Origin of the sequence: Aquimarina penaris, assembly GCF_040786285.1 — a bacterium.
Taxonomy (GTDB): Bacteria; Bacteroidota; Bacteroidia; order Flavobacteriales; family Flavobacteriaceae; genus Aquimarina.
Map to the genome: position 1 here is coordinate 233,054 of NZ_JBFMKQ010000005.1, position 21,735 is coordinate 254,788.

The 21,735-nt window shown below is 33.2% G+C and carries 16 protein-coding genes; 8 read left to right on the top strand and 8 right to left on the bottom strand.

The window, feature by feature from the left end; all coding sequences use genetic code 11:
* Positions 1–41: 41 nt before the first annotated feature.
* Positions 42–1,724 (bottom strand): autotransporter outer membrane beta-barrel domain-containing protein, encoded by a 1,683-nt coding sequence (locus tag ABW637_RS20640; RefSeq protein ID WP_367586625.1) that lies wholly within the window; start codon positions 1,722–1,724, stop codon positions 42–44.
* A gap of 120 nt (positions 1,725–1,844) precedes the next feature.
* Positions 1,845–2,465, bottom strand: coding sequence for a helix-turn-helix domain-containing protein (locus ABW637_RS20645; protein ID WP_367586626.1), 621 nt, complete (start codon positions 2,463–2,465; stop codon positions 1,845–1,847).
* 236 nt (positions 2,466–2,701) lie between these two features.
* Between ABW637_RS20645 and ABW637_RS20650 the strand changes: the two genes are divergently transcribed.
* From ABW637_RS20650 to ABW637_RS20665, 4 genes are read left to right on the top strand one after another with little or no spacing between them, the layout of a single operon-like run.
* Positions 2,702–3,316, top strand: a complete 615-nt coding sequence (locus ABW637_RS20650; protein ID WP_367586627.1) for an RNA polymerase sigma factor — start codon at positions 2,702–2,704, stop codon at positions 3,314–3,316.
* Positions 3,313–4,053 (top strand): tetratricopeptide repeat protein, encoded by a 741-nt coding sequence (locus tag ABW637_RS20655; RefSeq protein WP_367586628.1) that lies wholly within the window; start codon positions 3,313–3,315, stop codon positions 4,051–4,053. The genes ABW637_RS20650 and ABW637_RS20655 overlap by 4 nt, the downstream gene beginning before the upstream one ends.
* Positions 4,054–4,100: 47 nt before the next feature.
* A complete protein-coding gene (locus ABW637_RS20660; protein WP_367586629.1) occupies positions 4,101–7,229 on the top strand; it encodes a CHAT domain-containing protein in 3,129 nt (1,042 codons plus the stop codon).
* A gap of 18 nt (positions 7,230–7,247) precedes the next feature.
* Positions 7,248–10,538 carry a CHAT domain-containing protein gene (locus ABW637_RS20665; RefSeq protein WP_367586630.1) on the top strand — a complete coding sequence of 1,097 codons (3,291 nt, stop codon included), beginning with the start codon at positions 7,248–7,250 and terminating at the stop codon, positions 10,536–10,538.
* 4 nt (positions 10,539–10,542) lie between these two features.
* Here the strand turns inward: ABW637_RS20665 and ABW637_RS20670 are convergent, their stop codons facing one another.
* From ABW637_RS20670 to uvrA, 4 genes are all read right to left on the bottom strand, one after another.
* Positions 10,543–11,637, bottom strand: coding sequence for an amidohydrolase family protein (locus ABW637_RS20670; RefSeq protein ID WP_367586631.1), 1,095 nt, complete (start codon positions 11,635–11,637; stop codon positions 10,543–10,545).
* 330 nt (positions 11,638–11,967) lie between these two features.
* Positions 11,968–12,636, bottom strand: a complete 669-nt coding sequence (locus ABW637_RS20675; protein ID WP_367586632.1) for a hypothetical protein — start codon at positions 12,634–12,636, stop codon at positions 11,968–11,970.
* Between the two features lie 117 nt (positions 12,637–12,753).
* A complete protein-coding gene (locus ABW637_RS20680; protein ID WP_367586633.1) occupies positions 12,754–13,398 on the bottom strand; it encodes a peroxiredoxin-like family protein in 645 nt (214 codons plus the stop codon).
* 142 nt (positions 13,399–13,540) lie between these two features.
* Positions 13,541–16,321, bottom strand: a complete 2,781-nt coding sequence (gene uvrA / locus ABW637_RS20685; protein WP_367586634.1) for an excinuclease ABC subunit UvrA — start codon at positions 16,319–16,321, stop codon at positions 13,541–13,543.
* Between the two features lie 237 nt (positions 16,322–16,558).
* Here uvrA and ABW637_RS20690 point away from each other — a divergent pair, with 237 nt between their 5' ends.
* A complete protein-coding gene (locus ABW637_RS20690) occupies positions 16,559–17,143 on the top strand; it encodes an RNA polymerase sigma factor (protein ID WP_367586635.1) in 585 nt (194 codons plus the stop codon).
* 237 nt (positions 17,144–17,380) lie between these two features.
* Here ABW637_RS20690 and ABW637_RS20695 read toward each other — a convergent pair whose 3' ends face one another.
* Positions 17,381–18,049, bottom strand: coding sequence for an endonuclease III domain-containing protein (locus ABW637_RS20695; RefSeq protein ID WP_367586636.1), 669 nt, complete (start codon positions 18,047–18,049; stop codon positions 17,381–17,383).
* A 159-nt stretch (positions 18,050–18,208) separates the two neighbouring features.
* On the opposite strand from ABW637_RS20695, the gene bcp reads away from it, so the two are divergent.
* A complete protein-coding gene (gene bcp / locus ABW637_RS20700; RefSeq protein ID WP_367586637.1) occupies positions 18,209–18,658 on the top strand; it encodes a thioredoxin-dependent thiol peroxidase in 450 nt (149 codons plus the stop codon).
* Positions 18,659–18,728: 70 nt separating this feature from the next.
* On the opposite strand, the gene ABW637_RS20705 is transcribed toward bcp, so the two are convergent.
* Positions 18,729–20,177 (bottom strand): TonB-dependent receptor, encoded by a 1,449-nt coding sequence (locus ABW637_RS20705; RefSeq protein ID WP_367586638.1) that lies wholly within the window; start codon positions 20,175–20,177, stop codon positions 18,729–18,731.
* Positions 20,178–20,342: 165 nt separating this feature from the next.
* On the opposite strand from ABW637_RS20705, the gene ABW637_RS20710 reads away from it, so the two are divergent.
* Positions 20,343–21,104, top strand: coding sequence for an MBL fold metallo-hydrolase (locus ABW637_RS20710; RefSeq protein WP_367586639.1), 762 nt, complete (start codon positions 20,343–20,345; stop codon positions 21,102–21,104).
* A gap of 3 nt (positions 21,105–21,107) precedes the next feature.
* The gene (locus ABW637_RS20715; RefSeq protein ID WP_367586640.1) at positions 21,108–21,617 is read left to right on the top strand and encodes a hypothetical protein; all 510 of its coding nucleotides are present in this window, start codon (positions 21,108–21,110) and stop codon (positions 21,615–21,617) included.
* Positions 21,618–21,735: the final 118 nt, after the last annotated feature.

The following is a 21,735-nucleotide window of genomic DNA, read 5'->3' on the forward strand; positions in this document are numbered from 1 at the left end:
CTGAAGTCGGGAGCGTATAGTTTTAAATTTTTATTTTCGTTTTAGTTCTTGTTTAATAAAACTTCAAGTTTTTTAAGTCTTGCTTCTTGTTCTTTTAATTGTTTCTGTTGAGCGATAGTGTAGAGGGTAAGCTCTTCTATTTTTTCCAAAAGTTTTTTATTCATCTCTCCTAATTGAACTCCGTTTTTTTCAACTTCTTTTGCTGATGGGATGTTCACCAAATGACCTTTTTCTTTAATATGTTGTTCAACTTGAGATAGGGTAGGTAGGGTGTAATTTTCTCCAAAAACATAATCTGGCCAGCCTACAAGGTCAACCGTTACTTCTTTTGCATGTACTTTACCGTTTACCGCTAGTTTATATGCTCCGGGGTCGTTTGTACCAATGCCTACATTTCCATTTGCGATTAAATCACCATTTACTAAAGCTGCACCATTATTTACAATCAATTTATATCCTTCGTCCTCTAAATATCTTCCATACTGTCCGATAATAATTCTAGATTCTGGCCTTGGCATATGTATGTATGTTGCAAATTTACCGGGCTCATATTCTCCACGAGCTACTTTAAAGAAATGAGTTCCTTTGTGGTCATCTAGATCTATCCAGGTATCTGTATTCCTAGAAACAAAATCATGTCTTAAGTTTTCTGATTGATCTGTTATTGCAAATGCAGTATATCCAGAACCTGTATCGGTAGGATCAACAACAAACTCAAAAGTTCTTCTATCAGTTTTATACTCACGACCTATAGAGACAGGAATCCATCCATTATTTCCCAAAGTACTAGAATCGAAAACTCCGATATTCGCCTTTATATTTCCGTCAAAAGTTGAATTTCCTTTTACAGCAAAAGTACTTGTCGATGGAATCTCCTTTGTGTTAATTCCTACTTTATTGGCTCCAAAATCCCCGTAAATCAATGGGGTATCTGTTGTCGAATTTTCGATGTACAATTTATTGCTTCCAAGTTCATTATATCCTGCATGAGATCCGATAAAAACATTAGCTGTACCGCTTATATTGTTTAGACCCGTATTGGCTCCTAAGTATACATTACTACTCCCATTTTTGGTGTTTTTACCAGAGCCACTACCTAAAAAAGTGTTTAGGCCACCAGTCTCATGGTAGAAACCAGCATCTCTACCCACAAACACATTATTATACCCTGTAGTATTGGTAAAACCAGATTGAACCCCTAGAAATACATTATGAGAACCAGTATTGCTATTTCTTCCGGCTTGCGATCCTAAAAATACATTCCAATTTCCATTTCTGTTTTTAACTCCTGATTCAGTACCCACAAAGGTGTTTTCTGTTCCTACGGTATTAGATAATCCTGTAGAATAACCGATAAAAACATTATTCGAGGCAGAAAAATTTGAATATCCTGTACTACGCCCTAGAAATACATTGCGTCTACCGGTTTGATTAGAAAACCCAGAACTTCTTCCTACAAAAACATTGTCTTGTCCTGTTGTGTTTGTTTTTCCGGCAGAGGTACCAACAAAAACATTTTTAAAACCTGTAGTATTGCTTTTTCCAGAAAATGTACCAATAAAGGTATTGTCGCTTGCTGTATTTACTGTTCCAGCTTCATAACCAAAGAAACTACTTTGTGCACCTTGCGTACCGGCATTGTCACCATAAGTAGTAGTTTGTGATAGTAAAACAGAAGAAAATAGCAAGTGTATGCCTAGAAGATAGTATAATTTATTTTTCATTGGATTGAATTTTTGATCTGTATTATGAAATTTTGTTTGTTTTTATATTTAATCGGGCAAGTATAGTATCTAATCTCCAAACTAAAGTTCTGGATCTGTAGATAGTTGAAGATCCAGAACTTATTTTTCTAGCTTTTTATATTGATTTGGAGTTTGCCCAGTAATTTTTTTGAAGGCTGTATAGAAATTGGATTTTGAGGTAAATCCACATTCTAATCCAATAGATTCTATAGTATAATGATCATACTGTTCGTCTAAGAGCATTTTTTGTGAAGCCTCAACTCTTAATTCATTGATATAGTCGTTAAAGCTTTTTTCTGCATGTGTATTTATAAGTTGAGAAATATAATTCTTGCTCATGTTGAAATATGAAGCGATACTATTTAGGCTCATATTTGGGGATAAATATTTTTCATTAGTAATGATATACTGGTTGATTTTATAATAGGTATAGAACCCTGTTTTTTTCTGAATTTTCTTTTTGCTCGAACTTTTGAATTCATTTGTACCCGTTGGTTTATGAAGGCCTACATAACCAATCCAGTAAATACACGTAGAAAGTAACGTAAAAATTATATATGCATAATGGTATTCTTGCATTTGGGTTAGAATGCCAATAATTATCAAAACCATTATTGATGAGACAATACCCTTTCTTGTTTTAGATGCAGTATAAAATGTTGAATCGAAGTAATTTAAAGTAGTAATAAATGCCAAAAAAGTAAATACTTGTTTCCTCATAACTGTGTGGTATTGATGGATTAGTTGGTTGTTTATTAGTTGATGCAAAACAAGAAATACATAACAACATATTTTATCATTGATCTTATGATATCGTACTTTAAAAACTTAGAAAAGGTATTCGTGACCTATCGAAAATTGAAGATCCTGAGCTTGTTTTTAACTTTTTGTTGTATTTTGGCATTTCATTTTTAAACCCCAAAAAAAGAGGATACTCTTTTGTCTGTTTTTTACCCGTGGATAGTACTGATATAACATATATTGTAGAATGTGCACAGAAAGGAAATGAACTTCCGTTTACTACCTTTTTTGACCATACGTTTCAGAAATTAAAATCTAAATTACTTTCGCTTACCAAGTCTAAGAATGATTCTCAAGAGGTTTTTATCATATCAATGCAAAAATTTTGGGAACGTTTTGTTATTAATCAGGAAGAACCCCCTCATAATAGTATAGGGTATATTTATATGATGTGCAAAAATGCCTGGTTGATGCAAAAAAGAAATAAAGCGAATAATATGATGTCTATTGAAGAATCGCCCGAGTTTTTATATACAAAGGAGATAGATGTGCAATCTAATACTATAGAAGAGGTTATAGCTAATGAAGGTGAAGAATTATTAAAACATCAAACATTGGCAGAAGCTCTCAAATTGTTATCTTCAAAGTGCAGGGCACTTATAGAAAATGAATTGGATAATGATCGACAATTAAAGGATTTACAAGAAGAGTTTGGGTATAACAATTACCAGGCATTGGTACAAGCCAAGTATAATTGTAAAAAAAGATTGATCCTAAAAGTGTATGAAGTTATGGTACAGCTGAAAAATCAGAAAAAATTAGAAACGTGAGTAGTATAGATAAAGATATCGTATATATTGAAAGGTTTTTTAATCTTGAGCTTTCTGAGGATGAATTACTTGTGTTTGAAGCCCGAATAGATGTCGAACCTGATTTTGCCAGAAAATTAGATGCATATAAAGAAAGTATGGATCTGGTGGAAAAAAAATATATTTCGAATTCAGAAAAAGCACGTGTAGAAAAATGGAGAGTGATCGTGAATGATGAAAAAGACGCCAAAATAATTACTCCATATTGGAAATGGATTGCAGGAATTGCTGCAAGTATTGTGCTGATCTTTTTTGGTTGGCGTTATTCGAGCAATACAAAACAACAAAACTTAGCTACGATTACTCAAGCATCATGGGATAAAAAAATAGGCTTAGATTACCGCATGATGAGAACCACAAATCGAGACTCATTACAACAAGTTATTATAAATGCCTTTGATGCGTACGAAGAAGAAAAGTTTAAAGATGCAATCACTATTCTTGAACCTTTTATTTCTACTACATTATATTATGAAGATGCCCTATTAATAAAAGGATTGTCAGAATACAAAGCAGGAAATGTTAGTTATGCTTTAAAAACCTTAGAAACACTTTCTAAACATCCTTCTGGTAAAAAAGCAAAGGTTGCCCTATGGTATCAGGGATTGATCTATTTAGATCTTGGCGATAAAAAAGCTGCCAAAAAATTCCTATTCTTACCCAACGACCAAAACAAAGAGATAAGACTTAAAGAATAGCGTATTATAAATTTAGTTTTTACCAACTCACTTTATTAAAACCAACTATGACTAAAAAAGTAACATTACTATTGGTAATCTTGTTATTCTTTATTGCCTCTATTTCATCACAGACATCCAAAGACACCTTGGTAGCTTCAGAATATTATGGTAAAGCTGAATTGCTCTTAAAAAAGAGGAAGTATAGTGAATCGATAGCATTTTTTAAAAAGGCATTATCTCACTATGAAAGAACTGAGTCTTGGGAAAAAGTTGCGAGCTGTTATAACAAGATTTCGGGAAATCAATGGAAAAATTCAGATTATGAAGCATCAATGACTAGTGCTAAAAAGGTTCTAGAAATTAGTAATGGGTATCTTATACAAGGAAATAGTGAAGAAGCAGAAGCATATGATAATATAGGTAAATGTTACGAGCAGACTGCTGTATACGACAAGGCACTTGCAAATTATCTTAGGGCTCTCGAGATAAGAAAAACACTGTACAAAGGAGTACATTCAGATTTTGCAAAAAGTTATCATAATTTAGCAATAGTATACTATAGAACAGATGCGTTAGATAAAACTATAGAGTATTTCAAGAAGGCACTAGATGTAAATATTGGTACCAAGGGGAAGAATTACATTCGAAACGTGGCATCATATAATAACCTTGCTATTATGACTAGGCAACTCGGGGATTATAATAAAGGATTAGAATACTGCCAAAAAGCATTAGCCATTCTTAATACAAAAAAGGAAAGAGATTACTTATATCTTAGTGGTGTATATAACACTATTTCTGGACTTTATAATAAACTGGGTAATTTGAATACTGCTCTGGAGTATGGAAAAAAGTCTCTTGAAATAAGGGAAAAGGAATTTCAGGGCCATCCAAAGCTAGCTTTAAGTTATACAGTGTATGGAAATTTATTAGCTGAAAAAGGAGAATACAGTAAAGCTTTAGAGTACATAGAAAAAGCGAAAATAATTTATGAAAATAAGTTAGGGAAAAACCATCCCTTTATGGCAGAGGTGTATACTTATAAAGGGGACATTTTTATAGAATTAAAAGAATTCTCTAATGCAATACATCATCTAAAATCTGCTCTTGAAATCGAAAAAACAAGTTTTGGAGAAGATCATGGCGCTGCGATTTCATCTTATGAAAAAATAGGAATTGCTTACCAAAAAAAGGGAGATTTCACTTTATCTTTAGAATATTATCAAAAGGCTCTTGATTTGTATACAGAGCTTTTGGGATATCAACACCCAAAAGTCGCTATGATGTTTAATCATATTGGTGAATTGTATTTCGAGCAAGAAGAAATAGATACTTCTTTAGCGTATTACCTTAGAGCAGAGAAAGTAAATTCTTCAAATAGTTCTAAAACTAATACTATAAAGAATAGTATTCAAGCGGTATATTTAGACTCTAATATATTATTAGAAACACTAAAAGGAAAGGCCAAATGTCTTACAAAAAAATATATTCAAAACACTAGTATAGATACTCTAGCTCTAAGTGTAACTACCTACAAAAATATAGATACCCTAATTGCTACTGTTAGGCAATCTTTGAATAATTATAAGGACAGAGTGACCTATGCAAAAATGGCAAAAGAGATGTATACAGAGGCTATTAAAGTTCAATTGCTTTATTATAATGAAACAGGAGAGCAACAGTTTTTGGAACAAGCCACCTACTATGCAGAAAAAAGCAAAGCCAATACTCTAAAAGAGATACTAAATGATCTTAATGCAAAAGATTTTGCAGGATTACCAGTTGAATTAACAAGATTTGAAAAAGAGCTAAAACTTAATTCTTCTTTTTACCAATCTAAAATAACCAGAGAACGTGCTGAAAAAGAGTTTGACACCGCAAAGATTGCCAAGTACGAAAACAAATTATTTGATATCAACAGGAAAAAAGATTCACTTATAACTTTATTAGAGAAGAACTATCCAAAATATTATCAACTCAAGCATAAGAATGAAATTATATCTGTTTCAGAAATTCAAGAAAAATTAGATAACAAAACTACCGTATTGGAGTTTTTTACTAGTGATCGTATTACATATGCCTTTACAATTTCTAAGAACACAATAGCTGTTAAAGAGCTTGCTACTCCAGAATTGGCTATAAAGGTAGGAGACCTCAATCAATCAATAACCTTAAAGAATATAAGTGATTATAGACAGTATTCTTATAGTATATACAACGAACTTATTGCGCCTATAAAAGATAAATTAATAGGAGATGAGCTTATTATTATCCCAGATGGACCATTATGGCATCTTAATTTTGAATTATTGCTTACTCAAAACAATGAAGCAGAAGCTAGAAATATGTCTTACCTGTTGCGCGATTATGCGATTTCTTATGCGAATTCTGCCAATCTACTTTTCAATTCATTAGAAAGAACATCTAAAACGTCAAAAATCCGTAACGAATGCCTCGCTTTCTCATTTTCTGATAGTACCCAACTTACTACTACAAAAAATATGAGTTTGGCAACCCTAAGAGATACAGGAGATGATCTGCCAGGTACCCGAAAAGAGATTAAAGCTATCTCTACTATTGTAAACGGTCAGTATTTCTATGGATCTGAAGCTGGAGAAGCTAATTTTAAACAAAATGTAAATAATTATAGTATTCTTCATTTGGCATTGCATGGAGATGTAGATCATAAAAACCCACAAAACTCTAAGTTATATTTTACAAAAAGCAAGGATAGCACAGAAGATAATTTACTCTATAGTCATGAACTTTTTGCCTTGGATATCCCTGCAGAATTGGCGGTGTTAAGCGCATGTAATACAGGAACGGGCACAATTGCCAAAGGAGAAGGTATTATGAGTTTGGGGAATGCATTTCAATATGCGGGTACAAAAAGTTTGTTGTTAAGTGGTTGGGAGGTTTCTGATAAAAGTGCTCCTGCGCTTATCGAGAACTTTTATACCAATATAGCCAATGGTATGAATAAAGCTAAAGCGCTTCAGAAAGCTAAATTAGATTTTTTAAAAACAGCCAGTTTTGATCAGGTAGCTCCGTTTTATTGGGGGAGTTTTTACCTATTGGGTAATACAGACCCAATAGATATAAACAAACCTTTACCAATCAATATATATTGGATTGTTTTAGCCTTTGTTTTAATCGTTCTTGCTTTGGCTTTTGTGTATTATAGAAAAAAGTAAAATAACATTTCCTTGATCATGACAAAAAAAGTATTATTTCTTTGGGTAGGTTTATTTTTTCTGACCGGAGGAGTTTTTTCACAAACTCCAAATGATACTATAGTACCTTCGAAATATTATAAAAAGGCAGATTCACTTCTAACCCATAGAAAATATGAGGAATCTATAGTGTTTTTTAAAAAAGCATTACCTCTCTATAAAAAAGCTAATACTTGGGTAAGGGTTGCTAGTTGTTATAATAAAATTTCTGAAAACCATAGATTGAATTTGAATTATGATGAATCTTTAAAAGCCGCAGATCATGCGTTACAGATAAGTGAAGAAAAAATTAAAATACCTTCAATATATGTGTCTAAGGCTTACTTTAACAAAGGACAATGTTTTCTGATTAAAGGTTCTTTTCATGATGCTATCGTGTATTTTAAGGATGCACTACAGGTACAAAGGTCGATATCATCTGCCCAGAATCCTAATCCTATATTGATAGAAATATTGGTGTTTTTAGCCCGCAGTTATTATGTTCTGGGAAATTACACAGTCTCTTTGCAATATATGGAAAAGGCGTTGTCTGAAGCTGTTGTTATCTACGGGGATGATCATCCCGAAATAGCGAGGATATATATCAATACTGGTGCGATTCATGAAAAAAATGAGAATTATAACACGGCTTTACAACTATACAATACAGCTTTAGAAATCATTCTCAAATCGGATGATAAAGATTCTTATAAAAGTAAAGTTCGAATTGCGGCTATATACCATAACATTGGTGTAATACATAGTGATAAGGGAAATTATAATGCAGGATTAGAAAGCTTCAAAAAAGGCCAGAAAATAAATCTAGAAGTGTTTTCAGAAGACCATCCTAAGGTTCTAAATAGTTACAATAGTATTGGGATTACTTATAAAAATAAAGGACAATACAACCTGGCATTAGAATATTTAAACAAAGCTTCTGACTTGTTGAAACATTCAACAGGAAATAATATTTTTGATTTGACAAATAATTATAACAATATCAGTACGATTTATTTGAACAAGAATGAGTATCAAACAGCATTGGTATATCTGCTAAAGGCTGAAAAGATTTGGATACAGAACGAACTTACCGATCATCCTGGTTTATTGCTTTGTTATGCAAATATTGCGGTTACTTTAAATTGCTTAAAACTACATGATGAAGCCATTTCTTACCTTAATAAGGCCCTCGTTATTGCTAAAAAGCGGTCTTCAAAAAACCACAAGGATCTTGGTCTCATTTACTTAGGGTTTGGAGAATCTTATCGTAAAAAAAAAGAATTTCAATCGGCATTATATTATCTAGAAAAATCAAAAGTACACTATTCAGAAATACATAATAATAAAAGGCATCCTGATCTTGCAAAATGTAATAATTTTATGGGTAAGATATACGAGGAAAGCGGAGACCTTCTTAAAGCTCTCGAGTACTATCAGAGTGCATTAAAATATAATAATTTATCTCATGATAAGGAATCGGTAAGTAAAAACTCAGAGCCTATTGATTATATGAATATGAGTGTTGAGATTGCTTCATTTTTGGATAAAGCAATTGTACTTAAAAAATTGTATCTGGCTAATAAAGATCTTAACCACCTTAAAATAGCCTTATCCACTTATATTAGCTTAGATAAACTTATTGATGAAAATCGGCACAATATTCTTACATATGAAGATAAGGTAGCGTTTTCAGAGTTAGTCTCAGAAGTCTACGAAAATGCAATAGAAACAGCATTGTTGTTGGCCTTAGAAGAAGGTTACGAAGCATCTGCAAAGAAGGCTTTTTATTACCTTGAAAAGAAGAAAACGCATATTCTCAAAGAATTTATATTAAAAGAAGAAATCAAAAAACATCTTGATATTCCTTCTGATATCATTAGTTTGGAAGATAAAATAAAAGCCGATCAATCTTATTATAAATCAAAACTAATTGAATCAACCAATTCGGACAGCTTGAGTATAGCTAATAGAACAAGGTATAAAGATGAATTATTCAGAGTTAATAGAAAGCATGATTCTTTAGCTTCAGTTTTGCGAGAACAATATCAGGGATATTATCGGCTTAAACATCAAAATAGCATTGTATCTATAGAGGAAGTACAGGAAAACCTCGAAGAAAATTCGACTTTGATAGAACTCTTTGCTACAGATAATACTACACATGCTTTCATTATATCAAAGAATGGCTTTTCAATAAAAGAACTAGCGACCACCAATACCCTAGAAAGTAATATCGAGAAACTACGTAATGCCATTATTTCAAATAACATAAACAAATATCAAAATAGTGCGTATACCTTATACAATGAGCTTATTGCACCTATAAAAGATGAATTAATAGGGGATGAGCTTATCATTATCCCTGATGGTCCGTTATGGCACCTTAATTTTGACCTTTTACTTACTCAAAACAATGAAGATGAAGCTAGAAATATGTCATACCTATTACGTGATTATGCGATTTCGTATGCCAATTCTGCAAATCTATTGTTTAACCCGTTGCAAAAAACATCCAAATCTTCAGAAATTCGTAGGGAGTGTCTCGCGTTTTCATTTTCGGATAACCCACAACTTGCAAATTCGAAAACCATGAGTTTGGCTACACTAAGGGGTGCAGGAGATGATCTGCCCGGGACCCGAAAAGAAATCAAATCTATTTCTAATATTGTTGATGGTCAATATTTTTATGGATCAGAAGCTATAGAAGCTAACTTTAAACAAAATGTAAATCAATATAGTATTCTTCATTTGGCATTGCATGGAGATGTAGACCATGAAAATCCACAAAACTCTAAGCTATATTTTACAAAAAGCAAAGATACTATAGAAGATAATCTACTCTATAGTCATGAACTTTTTGCATTAGATATCCCTGCAGAATTGGCAGTATTAAGCGCTTGTAATACAGGAACGGGAACAATTGCCAAAGGAGAAGGTATTATGAGTCTGGGCAATGCATTTCAGTATGCAGGTACAAAAAGTTTGTTATTAAGTAGTTGGGAAGTTTCTGATAAAAGCGCCCCCGTACTTATCGAGAACTTTTATATCAATTTAGCCAATGGCATGAATAAAGCTAAAGCACTTCAGAAAGCTAAATTAGACTTCTTGAAAACAGCCAGTTTTGATCAGGTAACTCCCTTTTATTGGGGGAGTTTTTATTTGTTGGGTAATGTTGATCCTATCGATATAGATCAGCCAATTGGTATCTACATCTATTGGATCGCTTTAACTTGTGTTTTGATACTCCTGTTTTTAGTTTTCTTTTATTATAGGAAAAAATTAAAAGGTTAGCTTTTTACTTCGGAAACAAACTCTTATCAATATTAGGAATTACTTTGAGGGCATTTTTGTAGTATAGTTTCTTTAAAACTTCATCATCAAGATCTAATCCATACATTTTCCAGAATGCATGATAGCGTTTGTAATAGGGGAAATACTCATCAGCAGATTCTAGTACTCTAAAGTAAGTATAGTATTCTTTGGGGTTCCAGGAGTCTTTACCAAACATTACCCGGTCTTGATATTTGGTTAAAAAAGCTTTGGCATTGCGGGGCTGTCGACCAAGTTCTGCAATTACTGCTCCGATTTCGGTATACATATTGGGTATTTGATCCATCAACTCGGATAGTTTTGCTAAATTATTACCATACCAACCCAAATGCGCATTAATAAACTTCGTATTCTTATGTTTTTTGAAGATGTTATGTTGTTCTTGTATAATGGTTTCCCAGGAACCAGTGACTTTAGCATCTCTTTTTCTACGTGATTTTAATTTTAATTCTAACCAACGTTCATTTTTATTGTCATGAGGATCCCAAAATGATTTTGGATCGGCAGAATGAATCAATACAGGGATACCAAGCTCTCCACATTTTTCCCAAACGGGAGCAATACGGGGATCATCAATCTTAATGCGATTGCCTTTACTATCTTTATTATCCATCCCTTGGCTTTTGTATATTTTAAGACCGTTAGCCCCCAGTGCAACATCTTTTTCTATTTGAGCTACTGTTTTTTTTGTCCAGCCAGGTTCATCAATTCCGGTTAAGCGAATATTAGTGAAAACTATAAAACGGTTGGGGTGATTAGTTTTTACATTGTCTAAGGATTTAGTTAGATGTTCATCTGATCCTCGACCTCTTCCCGAAAGATTGACCATCACTGCCATGTTAAGTTTATCCATCTCTGTAACCACCTCTTGCAAATTTTGTGTAGGCATTCTAAATTGGTGATTATGCACATCGATAAACGGAAATTTGGCTTTCTTAACCTCGGTTCCCGGAACGACTAGAGTAGAAGGGGGATCATAATCTTCGAACTCCATATTTTGAGCTGTTAATGATGCGATTGAGAAAACGAAAAGTAGAACAATACTGCTGTAGAATTTCATATGGGTATGCTTGATTTTGATTGTGAAGTAATAAATATAGAATAAACGTTCTCTTCTGAAAGCAAGGTTAACAAGATTTTAAATGTGATCTATCATGAACTTGCATTAGAGATAGCAACCCTTCTACAACACTTCGGTAAGCTCAGCGTGACAGCTCAGGACAGGCTTATCCTTTTTATTTGATCACACCCTGAGCCTGTCGAAGGGCACGATCAAATAAAAAGATACAACGAATAGCACGCCCAAACACTCTAAATAAAATATAAAATCCCGTTACCATGTGTTTCTGGTAACGGGATTTTAACAACTAACCAACAACTAATCTAAATTTTAATCATCATCATCGTCGTCATCATTGTCATTATGATATTTTTTCTTTCTTTTTCTATTTTTGTAGTAATGATTGTCATCATTATTATGGTGCATATATTTTGGTCTCCAATTTTGGTTAAAATATGGATCATGAGTGGCAGTACACCCATCGATACCACAATAACCACAACCTGTATAATGAACATCTCCTTCTACGAATTTGATTCTACTGTATCTGTTATAGTAGATATGTAATCCACCTATCTGGGATACTAAACCTCTTCTGTTATATCTTAGGTATACACTACCAATTCTTCGTACTCGATCATATCGGTCATAACTTATATAATTAAGACCCACTTTTTTAAGTCTTCCATAGTAATCATATTTAATACCTCTATGATTATAGTAAGGTCTGTTGTAATATCCATAAGATCCCGGTGTACTATGTCGATTATTGTTCCAATCGGTATGTCTAGGTCTAACCCCTCTTTTAAGGACTTTAAAATCTATGGTTCCTTCTGGGTATACAAAGAATTTTACACCTCCCCTTACAAAGACAATTGGTTGTGAATTAAGATAGCGGTTTGTAACCCTATCCTGGTGATCCGAGTGTTTGTGATCGGTCGCTTGTGCAGTTGTTCCTACTAGTAACAAAGCTGCAATAAAAAGTAATGCTTTTTTCATAACTTAAATGTTTTTCGGGTTTATGCCTACTCATTAGCTTTTCGGCTTCCGCTATTTGTCTAGTAGTATTTCAAATGGCGTGCCAAAAATTTTTAAGCTATAAAAAACAAGATGTAGTTATCTGTTCTTCAGAAAGTTAATTATTTCTTGAGGATCTGCTCTTTCCTTGTAATCTTCTTTGATGAAATCATAAATGATCTTACCATTTTGATCAATAACATAGGTAGCCGCAATAGGAAGTTGTTGGTTGATATTACCGTTACTAATTTCTAGATCTATTCCGAATCCATGATATATATGGATCAAATCATCGGGTAGGGTAAAGGCTAGATTAAATGTTTTGGCTATCGTATTGTCGATATCCGATAGTACTTCGAAACTTAAGTTGTTTTTTTCTGAAGTGGTTAAAGAATTATCTGGAGTTTCGGGACTAATGGCAACTAAGGTAGCCCCTAGTTTTTCGAATTCTTGTAGGGCCTGTTGTAATGCTTTTAACTCTAAATTGCAATAAGGGCACCATCCGCCTCGATAAAAGGAGAGCACTACTTTTTTCTCTAGTAGTAATTCCTGAACAGATATGTTCTTATTAGCGGCATTTGGAAGCGATATTTCTGGAATATAATCTCCTGATTTTAGAGCATTAGGAACAAGTTTGGCATCACGAACGGCTTGTATGCCGTTGTTCATTATTGTATGAGTAGTTTCTGAGTATTTTGAAGCTGATTGCGCGGCTCGATTCTTTAAATCTGTGGTAAGTGACATTGTTATTGGTTTAAAATATTACACATACTTAGCCGAAACGATAGGGAATACATTACATTTTGAAATATTAGAATAGTGTTAATGTTTTAGAAGGAACTTTTTTAATTGTAGAATTGATTGCATCACCTTGCAAGAAGGTTTTCTAAAGCTTTTCTTTCAAATATTGTCCTGTATATGAATCTTTGATCTTTATCATTTCTTCGGGAGTGCCTTGAGCAATTATATTTCCACCATTTTTACCACCTTCTAGTCCAAGGTCAATAACATAATCGGCACATTTTACCAGGTCGAGGTTATGTTCTATGACAAGTATAGAATGCCCTTTGTTTAATAATTCATTAAATGATTTCAGGAGTTTTTTGATATCATGAAAATGAAGTCCGGTTGTAGGTTCATCAAAGATAAAAAGAGCTTTATCCTTGGTGTTTCCTTTTACAAGGAAGGATGCGAGTTTAATTCGCTGGGCCTCACCACCAGAAAGGGTAGAAGAGCTTTGACCCAATTGCACATATCCTAAACCAACATCTTGCAAGGGTTGTAATTTTCTTTGAATCTTGGTCTGATTATGCGCTGTAAAGAAATCAATAGCATTATCGATGGTCATGGTAAGGATATCATGGATACTTTTATCATGAAAAGTTACTTCTAGCACATCTTTTTTAAATCGTTTTCCGCCACAGGTTTCACATTCTAGATGCACATCGGCCATAAACTGCATTTCTATAGTAACCTCGCCTTCACCTTTACAAGTTTCGCATCGGCCACCATCTACATTAAAGGAGAAGTGTTTTGATTTATAGTTGCGGATATTCGATAATTTTTGACTTGCAAAAAGATTACGAATATCATCATAGGCTTTAATATAGGTTACGGGGTTTGATCTAGAAGAGCGTCCAATTGGATTTTGATCCACAAACTCTACATGTTTGATATTGCTATAATTACCTTTAAGCTCTGTAAATTCGCCTGCCTTTTCGCCATATCCCCCTAATTCTTTTAGAACAGAAGGGTAGATGATCTTTTTTACCAAGGTACTTTTACCACTACCAGACACCCCTGTGATTGCCGTAAAAACTCCTAAGGGAACTTTTACATCTACATTTTTTAGGTTGTTTTCTCGAGCACCAATCACTTCTAGATAGTATTTTGAAGTTCTTCTGGTTTCAGGGACTTCAATTTCTAGCTGCCCATTAAGGTATTTTGCTGTAAGAGAATCGGCTTTTAAAATTTCATCAAAGTTACCAGTTGCAACTACATGACCACCATAGGTACCGGCTTCGGGGCCTATATCAATTATCTCATCGGCAGCTTTCATAATATCTTCGTCGTGCTCTACTACAATTACCGTATTACCCAGATCACGAAGTGATTGTAAGACTTTAATCAGTTTCTCGGTGTCTTTGGGATGCAAGCCAATGCTTGGTTCATCAAGAATATACATAGAACCTACAAGACTACTTCCTAGAGAGGTAGCAAGATTGATTCGTTGTGATTCTCCTCCAGAAAGTGTATTTGATTTACGATTAAGCGTTAAATATTCTAACCCCACATTTTGCAAAAATTCTAATCGAGTATTGATTTCTTTTAAAAGCCGTTTGGCGATAGTTGCATCATATTCATTTAGAGTAATATTTTTAAAGAAATCATCCAATTCATTTAGAGGTTTCTCTACAAGGTCGGTAAGTGTAGCTTCACTAATTTTTACATAATTTGCTTCTTGTCGTAATCGTTTTCCTTTACAGGTAGTACATTTTGTTTTTCCGCGATAGCGAGAAAGCATGACACGATTTTGGATCTTATACGCTTTGGATTCGAGTTCTGTAAAAAAGCTATTGATTCCTTCAAAGTATTTGTTTCCTGTCCAGAGTAACTCTTTATCTTCTTCAGATAACTCGAAATAGGGCTTGTGAATTGGAAAATCAAATTTATAGGCATTATTTACCAATTGATCTTTATACCAACCCATACTATCACCTCGCCAGGGGAATATTGCGCCTTCAAACACACTTAATGCCGTATTCGGAACCACCAAATCTTCATCAATACCTATTACATCACCATATCCTTCGCACTTTGGGCAGGCTCCATAAGGATTATTAAAGCTAAACAAATGCACATTGGGTTCCAGGAAGCTTATCCCATCTAATTCAAATTTATTACTAAACTGTCTAAGTTGTCCATCACTTAAGGTTTCAATAAAACAAGTTCCTTTTCCTTCAAAAAATGCAGAATCAATAGCATCAGCCAGGCGATTATAAAAATCTTCTTCATCTCTTTTTACAATTCTGTCTACTACCAGAAACACATCATCATTCTCTTCTGTTGTGGCTTCTTCAATTCTACTTATCGCATCATTTACTTTAATTCTCGCAAATCCTTGTTGTTGTAATACATTAAGTTTTCCTTCGAGAGTACGACCTTCTTCGATATGAATAGGGGCCAGTAGTAATAGTTTTTCACCTTCTTCAAATGTCTTTACATATTCTATTACATCGGTAACTCTATCTTTTTTAACTTGATTCCCGGAAACAGGAGAGTAGGTTTTACCAATTCTTGCAAAAAGTAACTTTAAATAGTCATATATCTCTGTAGTTGTACCTACAGTAGATCTTGGATTTGTGGAGTTTACTTTTTGTTCTATGGCTATTGCCGGGGCAATACCTTTGATGTAATCTACTTTAGGCTTGTTTAAGCGCCCTAAAAACTGTCTTGCATACGATGATAAACTCTCTACATACCTTCGTTGTCCCTCTGCATATAGGGTATCAAAAGCCAGGCTTGATTTACCAGAACCGGATAAACCGGTGATTACAACTAATTTATTTCTTGGGATAACGGCATCTAAATCTTTCAGGTTGTGAAGTTTAGCACCTTTAATAATTATATTGTGTTTTGGATTTATGCTAGTAATGTCTTGAATCATAGTAAATACGCGGTAAGAGCGCAAAGATAATGATTACCAAATAAGTATTATAACCTATTGATAATGAAAGTTTAGTTAAAAAAATTAACAGAAAATTCTTTGTTTTTAAATGATTGTTATTATCTTAGCCGCATTAATAAACCAAATTTAAAGAAACTGCCTATAAGGAATACTTTTACTTTTTAAGTTTAACATAGCCCGAGCCCCAAGCTTGTTGGTACTAAAATAAGTAAACGTATGAAGGATTACACCCTAACAGACGCAGTTCTGGTTAATGACTACATCAAAGGTAACGAAGGTGCCTTATCTGTTCTAATCGAACGTCACAAGCAACGTATTTACAGTTTTATTTATTCAAAAGTTTTTGATAGAGACGTATCTGAAGATATTTTTCAGGATACTTTTATAAAAGTTATTCGTACTCTAAAAAATGGAAAGTATAATGAAGAAGGAAAATTTCTTCCTTGGGTGATGCGTATTGCTCATAATTTGGTTATTGATCACTTTAGAAAAGGGAATCGTATGCCAAAGTTTGAAGATAATGGTGAGTTTAGTATTTTCTCTGTAATTAGTGATGGAAATCTTAATGCTGAAAAGAGAATAATTAAAGACCAGGTTGAAGAAGACTTGCGTTCTTTAATTCAGGAACTACCAGAAGATCAAAAGGAAGTATTGGTAATGCGTATGTATAAGGATATGAGTTTTAAAGAAATATCTGATAAAACCGGTGTTAGTATTAATACGGCTTTAGGTAGAATGCGATATGCGTTAATCAACTTGAGAAAAGTAATAGAGAAAAATAATATAGTTTTAACAAATTAATAACCTTTTTATATAATAAAGTGTAATATTTGTCGTTTTAATTTTAAATAACCCTAATTTAAGATTATTAGAATATGGCAAAATTTTACTTTAAGTCTTCTGAAAAAGAAGAAAAACAACATTTAGTTCCAAGAAGAAGTACTATAGATTTTCTTCTCAGCTATTCAAAATCGTTAAACGTTGTAGAATACAACAATCTAAAATTTGAAACGATTTTAAACTAAACTTAAACAAGGCCTATTTTTTAATAGGTCTTTTTATTTTTTGGTATTCGTCTAAAACTGTTTTTCTTCCGATCGTTTTAGTGATAACATCTTTATCTAAATCCCAACCTCGAGCAGGAGAATATTCTCTACCGTACCATATAATTTGTAGATGTAAGTCATTCCATAATTCTTTCGGAAACAAACGCTTTGCATCTTTTTCCGTTTGAGTAACATTTTTTCCACTACTAAAACCCCAACGATACATTAAACGATGAATATGTGTATCAACAGGAAATGCAGGAACTCCAAATGCCTGAGACATAACAACACTGGCTGTTTTATGTCCAACTGCAGGCAAAGCCTCTAGGTCTTCAAAACTTTGGGGAACCTCACCATTGTGTTTGTCTATCAAAATATGTGAAAGGCCATGAATTCCTTTTGATTTCATTGGGCTTAGCCCTACTGGTTTTATAATTTCCCTAATTTCTTCTACCGATAATTTGATCATAGCATATGGGTTATCTGCTCTGTCAAATAGGAGTGGAGTAATCTGGTTTACTCTAACATCTGTACTTTGAGCACTCATTAACACCGCAATTAATAAGGTATATGGGTCTTTGTGATCTAATGGGATAGGTATTTTGGGATATAATTCTTGAAGTGTACTTATAGTGAATTCAACTTTTTCTTGTTTGGTCATGCTACCTAAATTGTTTTATGCTAAAGTAAAAAATATTCAACCTTATCCAGATATGATTAATCGCTAAATTTTTAATAAAAGTAACACATGATCTTTAATTTTGTTTTACATTTGATTGAAAACTTTAAACAGAATTAATTTTTCATAAATCGACTAAGAATGACAACATTAAAAGAAGGGGATAAGGCTCCTAATTTTTCGGCCTTAGACCAAGAAGGAAATACCATAACTCTTAATGATTATAAAGGAAAAAAGCTCGTTGTTTTTTTCTATCCAAAAGCCAGTACTCCCGGTTGTACTGTAGAGGCATGCAATCTAAGAGATAACTATCAGACTTTTCAGGCGCAAGGGTATGAGATTTTGGGAGTAAGTGCTGATAGTGCGAAACGACAACAAAATTTTAAAAATAAATTTGAACTACCTTATCCTTTATTAGCAGATGAATCTAAAGAAGTAATAAATGCTTTTGGAGTTTGGGGTCCTAAAAAGTTTATGGGTAGAGAGTTTGATGGAATTCATCGTACCACATTTGTTATCGATGAAAATGGAATTATTTCAGAAGTTATCCTAAAGGTTAAAACTAAAGAACACGCAGCACAAATATTATAAAAGTTAGGAATTAAAAAAAGGCACCATTACGTTTCTTTATAATGGTGCCTTTTTGTTTTTTATATAATTTTTATTTTATTGTTTCGGCAGCTTTGTATCCGAAAAAGTTATTTTCTTTAATCATTTCTGGTATTAGTTCTGGTAATTGGTCTTCCCATCCCGATTCTCCTTCTTGAATCTTTTGAAGTACTTCTCTGGAGAAAATATCCATGATCGTTGGATCATAATCCGTAATATCTACTAATTTACCATTATACTTAAAGAATTTATAGAGTTCTTTCATTCTTGGATGCACCTTCAGGTTATCACTACCTGTTAATTCACCAGTTTGATGATTTTTTAATGGATACAAGTATACTTTTAGATCCTTAAAGAATAATTTACCAAAAGCTTCAAGAATACCACCACTTAGATGTCTATAGTACTTTTCATCAAAAATATCGATCAAATTATTTACACCCATGGCTAAAGCCATTCGTTCCTTAGTATAGTTAGAGAAATATTCTACAACTTTGTAATATTCTTTAAAATTTGAAATCATTACCGTATGACCTAATGAACATAGTAATCTTGCTCTAGCCATAAAATCAGCTTCATCAATCTCTCCTTCGGCTCTTAGGTTAGATAAAGTGATCTCAAAAATCACTACGGTCTTATCCTTTTTAACTTTGTTTTCGTTTAAAAATATATTAAGAGATTTTTTATAAATATCAATATTTACCTTAGTAACCGGTCTAAAACTACCTCTTAAGGCAAGAATATTTTTCTTATATAAAATTGCAGCAGGTAGTATATTATTGCCATCAGGGCCAAACATTACGGCTTCGGTCATATCATTTTTAACAAGTTGTAAACTCATCAAACGATTATCAACCTTTGTAAACCTTGGGCCAGAAAAATTGATAGTATCAATTTCTATCTGGTCTTTATCCAAATGGTCATACAGGTATCGAAGCAATTTTTTTGGATTATCGTATTTATAGTAGGCACCGTATATTAGATTTACACCTAACACTCCTAACGTCATTTGTTGTAATCTGGCATCGTTTTCATGAAAACGTATATGGAGAGTAATCTCGTTATACTCTTCATTAGGTACAGTTTGATAACGAATACCAACCCAACCATGACCTTTGTACTTTTTTGCAAAGTCAATGGTAGCTACTGTGTTAGCATAACTAAAAAATAACTTATTAGGATGTTTTTCTCTAGTAATTCTTTGTTCGATAAGACTTACTTCATGCTTCAGCATTTTTTTTAACCGGGCTTCGGTAACATATCGTTTGTCATTTTCTATTCCATAGATAGCATCACTAAAGTCTTTATCATAGGCACTCATGGCTTTAGCAATTGTACCAGAAGCTCCACCTGCTCTAAAGAAATTTCGAACGGTTTCCTGACCAGCACCAATCTCGGCAAAAGTACCATAGATATTTTGGTTCAAATTTATACGTAATGCTTTACTCTTAATCGAAGGGACAGATTCAAATTCTTTATCTCCCATTATCGTGATAGGCATAGTAAAAAGGGCTTTTTTTGTTTAATGTAAAGGTACTAATACCATAATTATTAAAAAAGCCCTTATGCAAATTTCTATAGTTTATAATTACTACCGGTAAGAATTAAGAGATCTATATATTTTTTGCCAAAAAAATATAATTACATTTGCTATAGTTAATTAATTATGGAAGTAATATTTCTCGGTACAGGTACATCACAAGGGATTCCTATTATTGGTAGTGACCATCCGGTTTGTCATAGTGATGATTTTAGAGACAAAAGACTTCGTGTTTCGGTTTTAGTATCCTGGGATGAATATACCTATGTTGTGGATTGTGGTCCAGATTTTAGGCAACAAATGCTATCCAATAATGTTTCAAGAATAGACGGTATTGTCTTTACTCATGAGCATGCAGATCATACCATGGGATTAGATGATATACGACCTTTCTTTTTTAGACAAGGTGATATTCCTATCTATGCACATACAAGAGTGTTAAAGGCACTAAAAACGAGATTTGATTATATTTTTGCTTCAGAAAATAAATACCCGGGTGCACCTAGTGTATTAGAAAATGAATTAACAAATGAATCCTTTACCCTTGGTAATTTAAATGTTATCCCTATAAATACGATGCATAACCGATTACAGGTTTTTGGCTTTAGATTTAAGGATTTTGCTTATTTAACCGATGTTAAAACGATTGAAGAAAAAGAGAAATCAAAATTGAATGGCGTAAAAGTATTGGTTGTGAATGCATTACGAATTGAACCACATCATTCGCATTTCAATTTAGAAGAAGCTTTAGAATTTATAGAAGAAATACAGCCAGAAAGAGCTTATCTTACCCATATTAGTCATATGCTTGGGTTTCATGCTGAAGTGGAGAAAGAGCTTCCTGAGAATGTTTTTATAGCTTACGATAATTTAAAAATAACCATTTAGAATATGAAGAATAAGATTTTTTTATACTTATTTATTTTTACGGCATTGTTCGTGCTTTTTCAGTTTATGAATGCAAAAAAAGCCAAAGAATCCTACGATGCTAAAATAGAGAACCTAAAAGAAAGATTAAAAGAGCAAGAAACTTCTAAAAATGCTGCTATAGACTCTCTTATAGACATCAATATGGATCTTACCTATTTTTCTTTAGAGAGTAATGAGGATGCTGCAAGTTATTTTGAGGAAATGGGGTATGAACCCAACAAATTGGCATTAACTATTAGCGATCAGATTATTGCCCAGAACAAAGCAGGTGCAGATAATCCTATTATTCCTTTTGTTGGGATGGAAGGGAATATGGCAATAAATAAGGTACGTTTGTTAAACCATAGATGGATTATTGCTGATTTTACAGATGGAGTATATTGGGGAGAACTTTTTATTACTTATGAAGTAAGAGAGGATGGAGTAGTGGATTTTGAAGTCGAAAAATCGTTTCTATACCCTAGAAATTAATACATAAAGATCTCATTAAACACAAAAAGCTGCCCATATGGGCAGCTTTTTTGTTTGGTTTTGAAAAAATATGAAGTAGAAACTACTCCTAAAGCTATACTATAACGTTGTAGTAATA

Coding starts and splice junctions, on each gene's coding strand:
- ABW637_RS20675 (WP_367586632.1), bottom strand. CDS start 12,636: ATGAAAAAAGCATTACTTTTTATTGCAGCTTTGTTACTAGTAGGAACA.
- ABW637_RS20715 (WP_367586640.1), top strand. CDS start 21,108: ATGAAGAATAAGATTTTTTTATACTTATTTATTTTTACGGCATTGTTC.
- ABW637_RS20705 (WP_367586638.1), bottom strand. CDS start 20,177: ATGCCTATCACGATAATGGGAGATAAAGAATTTGAATCTGTCCCTTCG.
- ABW637_RS20680 (WP_367586633.1), bottom strand. CDS start 13,398: ATGTCACTTACCACAGATTTAAAGAATCGAGCCGCGCAATCAGCTTCA.
- uvrA (WP_367586634.1), bottom strand. CDS start 16,321: ATGATTCAAGACATTACTAGCATAAATCCAAAACACAATATAATTATT.
- ABW637_RS20660 (WP_367586629.1), top strand. CDS start 4,101: ATGACTAAAAAAGTAACATTACTATTGGTAATCTTGTTATTCTTTATT.
- bcp (WP_367586637.1), top strand. CDS start 18,209: ATGACAACATTAAAAGAAGGGGATAAGGCTCCTAATTTTTCGGCCTTA.
- ABW637_RS20645 (WP_367586626.1), bottom strand. CDS start 2,465: ATGAGGAAACAAGTATTTACTTTTTTGGCATTTATTACTACTTTAAAT.
- ABW637_RS20670 (WP_367586631.1), bottom strand. CDS start 11,637: ATGAAATTCTACAGCAGTATTGTTCTACTTTTCGTTTTCTCAATCGCA.
- ABW637_RS20695 (WP_367586636.1), bottom strand. CDS start 18,049: ATGACCAAACAAGAAAAAGTTGAATTCACTATAAGTACACTTCAAGAA.
- ABW637_RS20710 (WP_367586639.1), top strand. CDS start 20,343: ATGGAAGTAATATTTCTCGGTACAGGTACATCACAAGGGATTCCTATT.
- ABW637_RS20665 (WP_367586630.1), top strand. CDS start 7,248: ATGACAAAAAAAGTATTATTTCTTTGGGTAGGTTTATTTTTTCTGACC.
- ABW637_RS20640 (WP_367586625.1), bottom strand. CDS start 1,724: ATGAAAAATAAATTATACTATCTTCTAGGCATACACTTGCTATTTTCT.
- ABW637_RS20690 (WP_367586635.1), top strand. CDS start 16,559: ATGAAGGATTACACCCTAACAGACGCAGTTCTGGTTAATGACTACATC.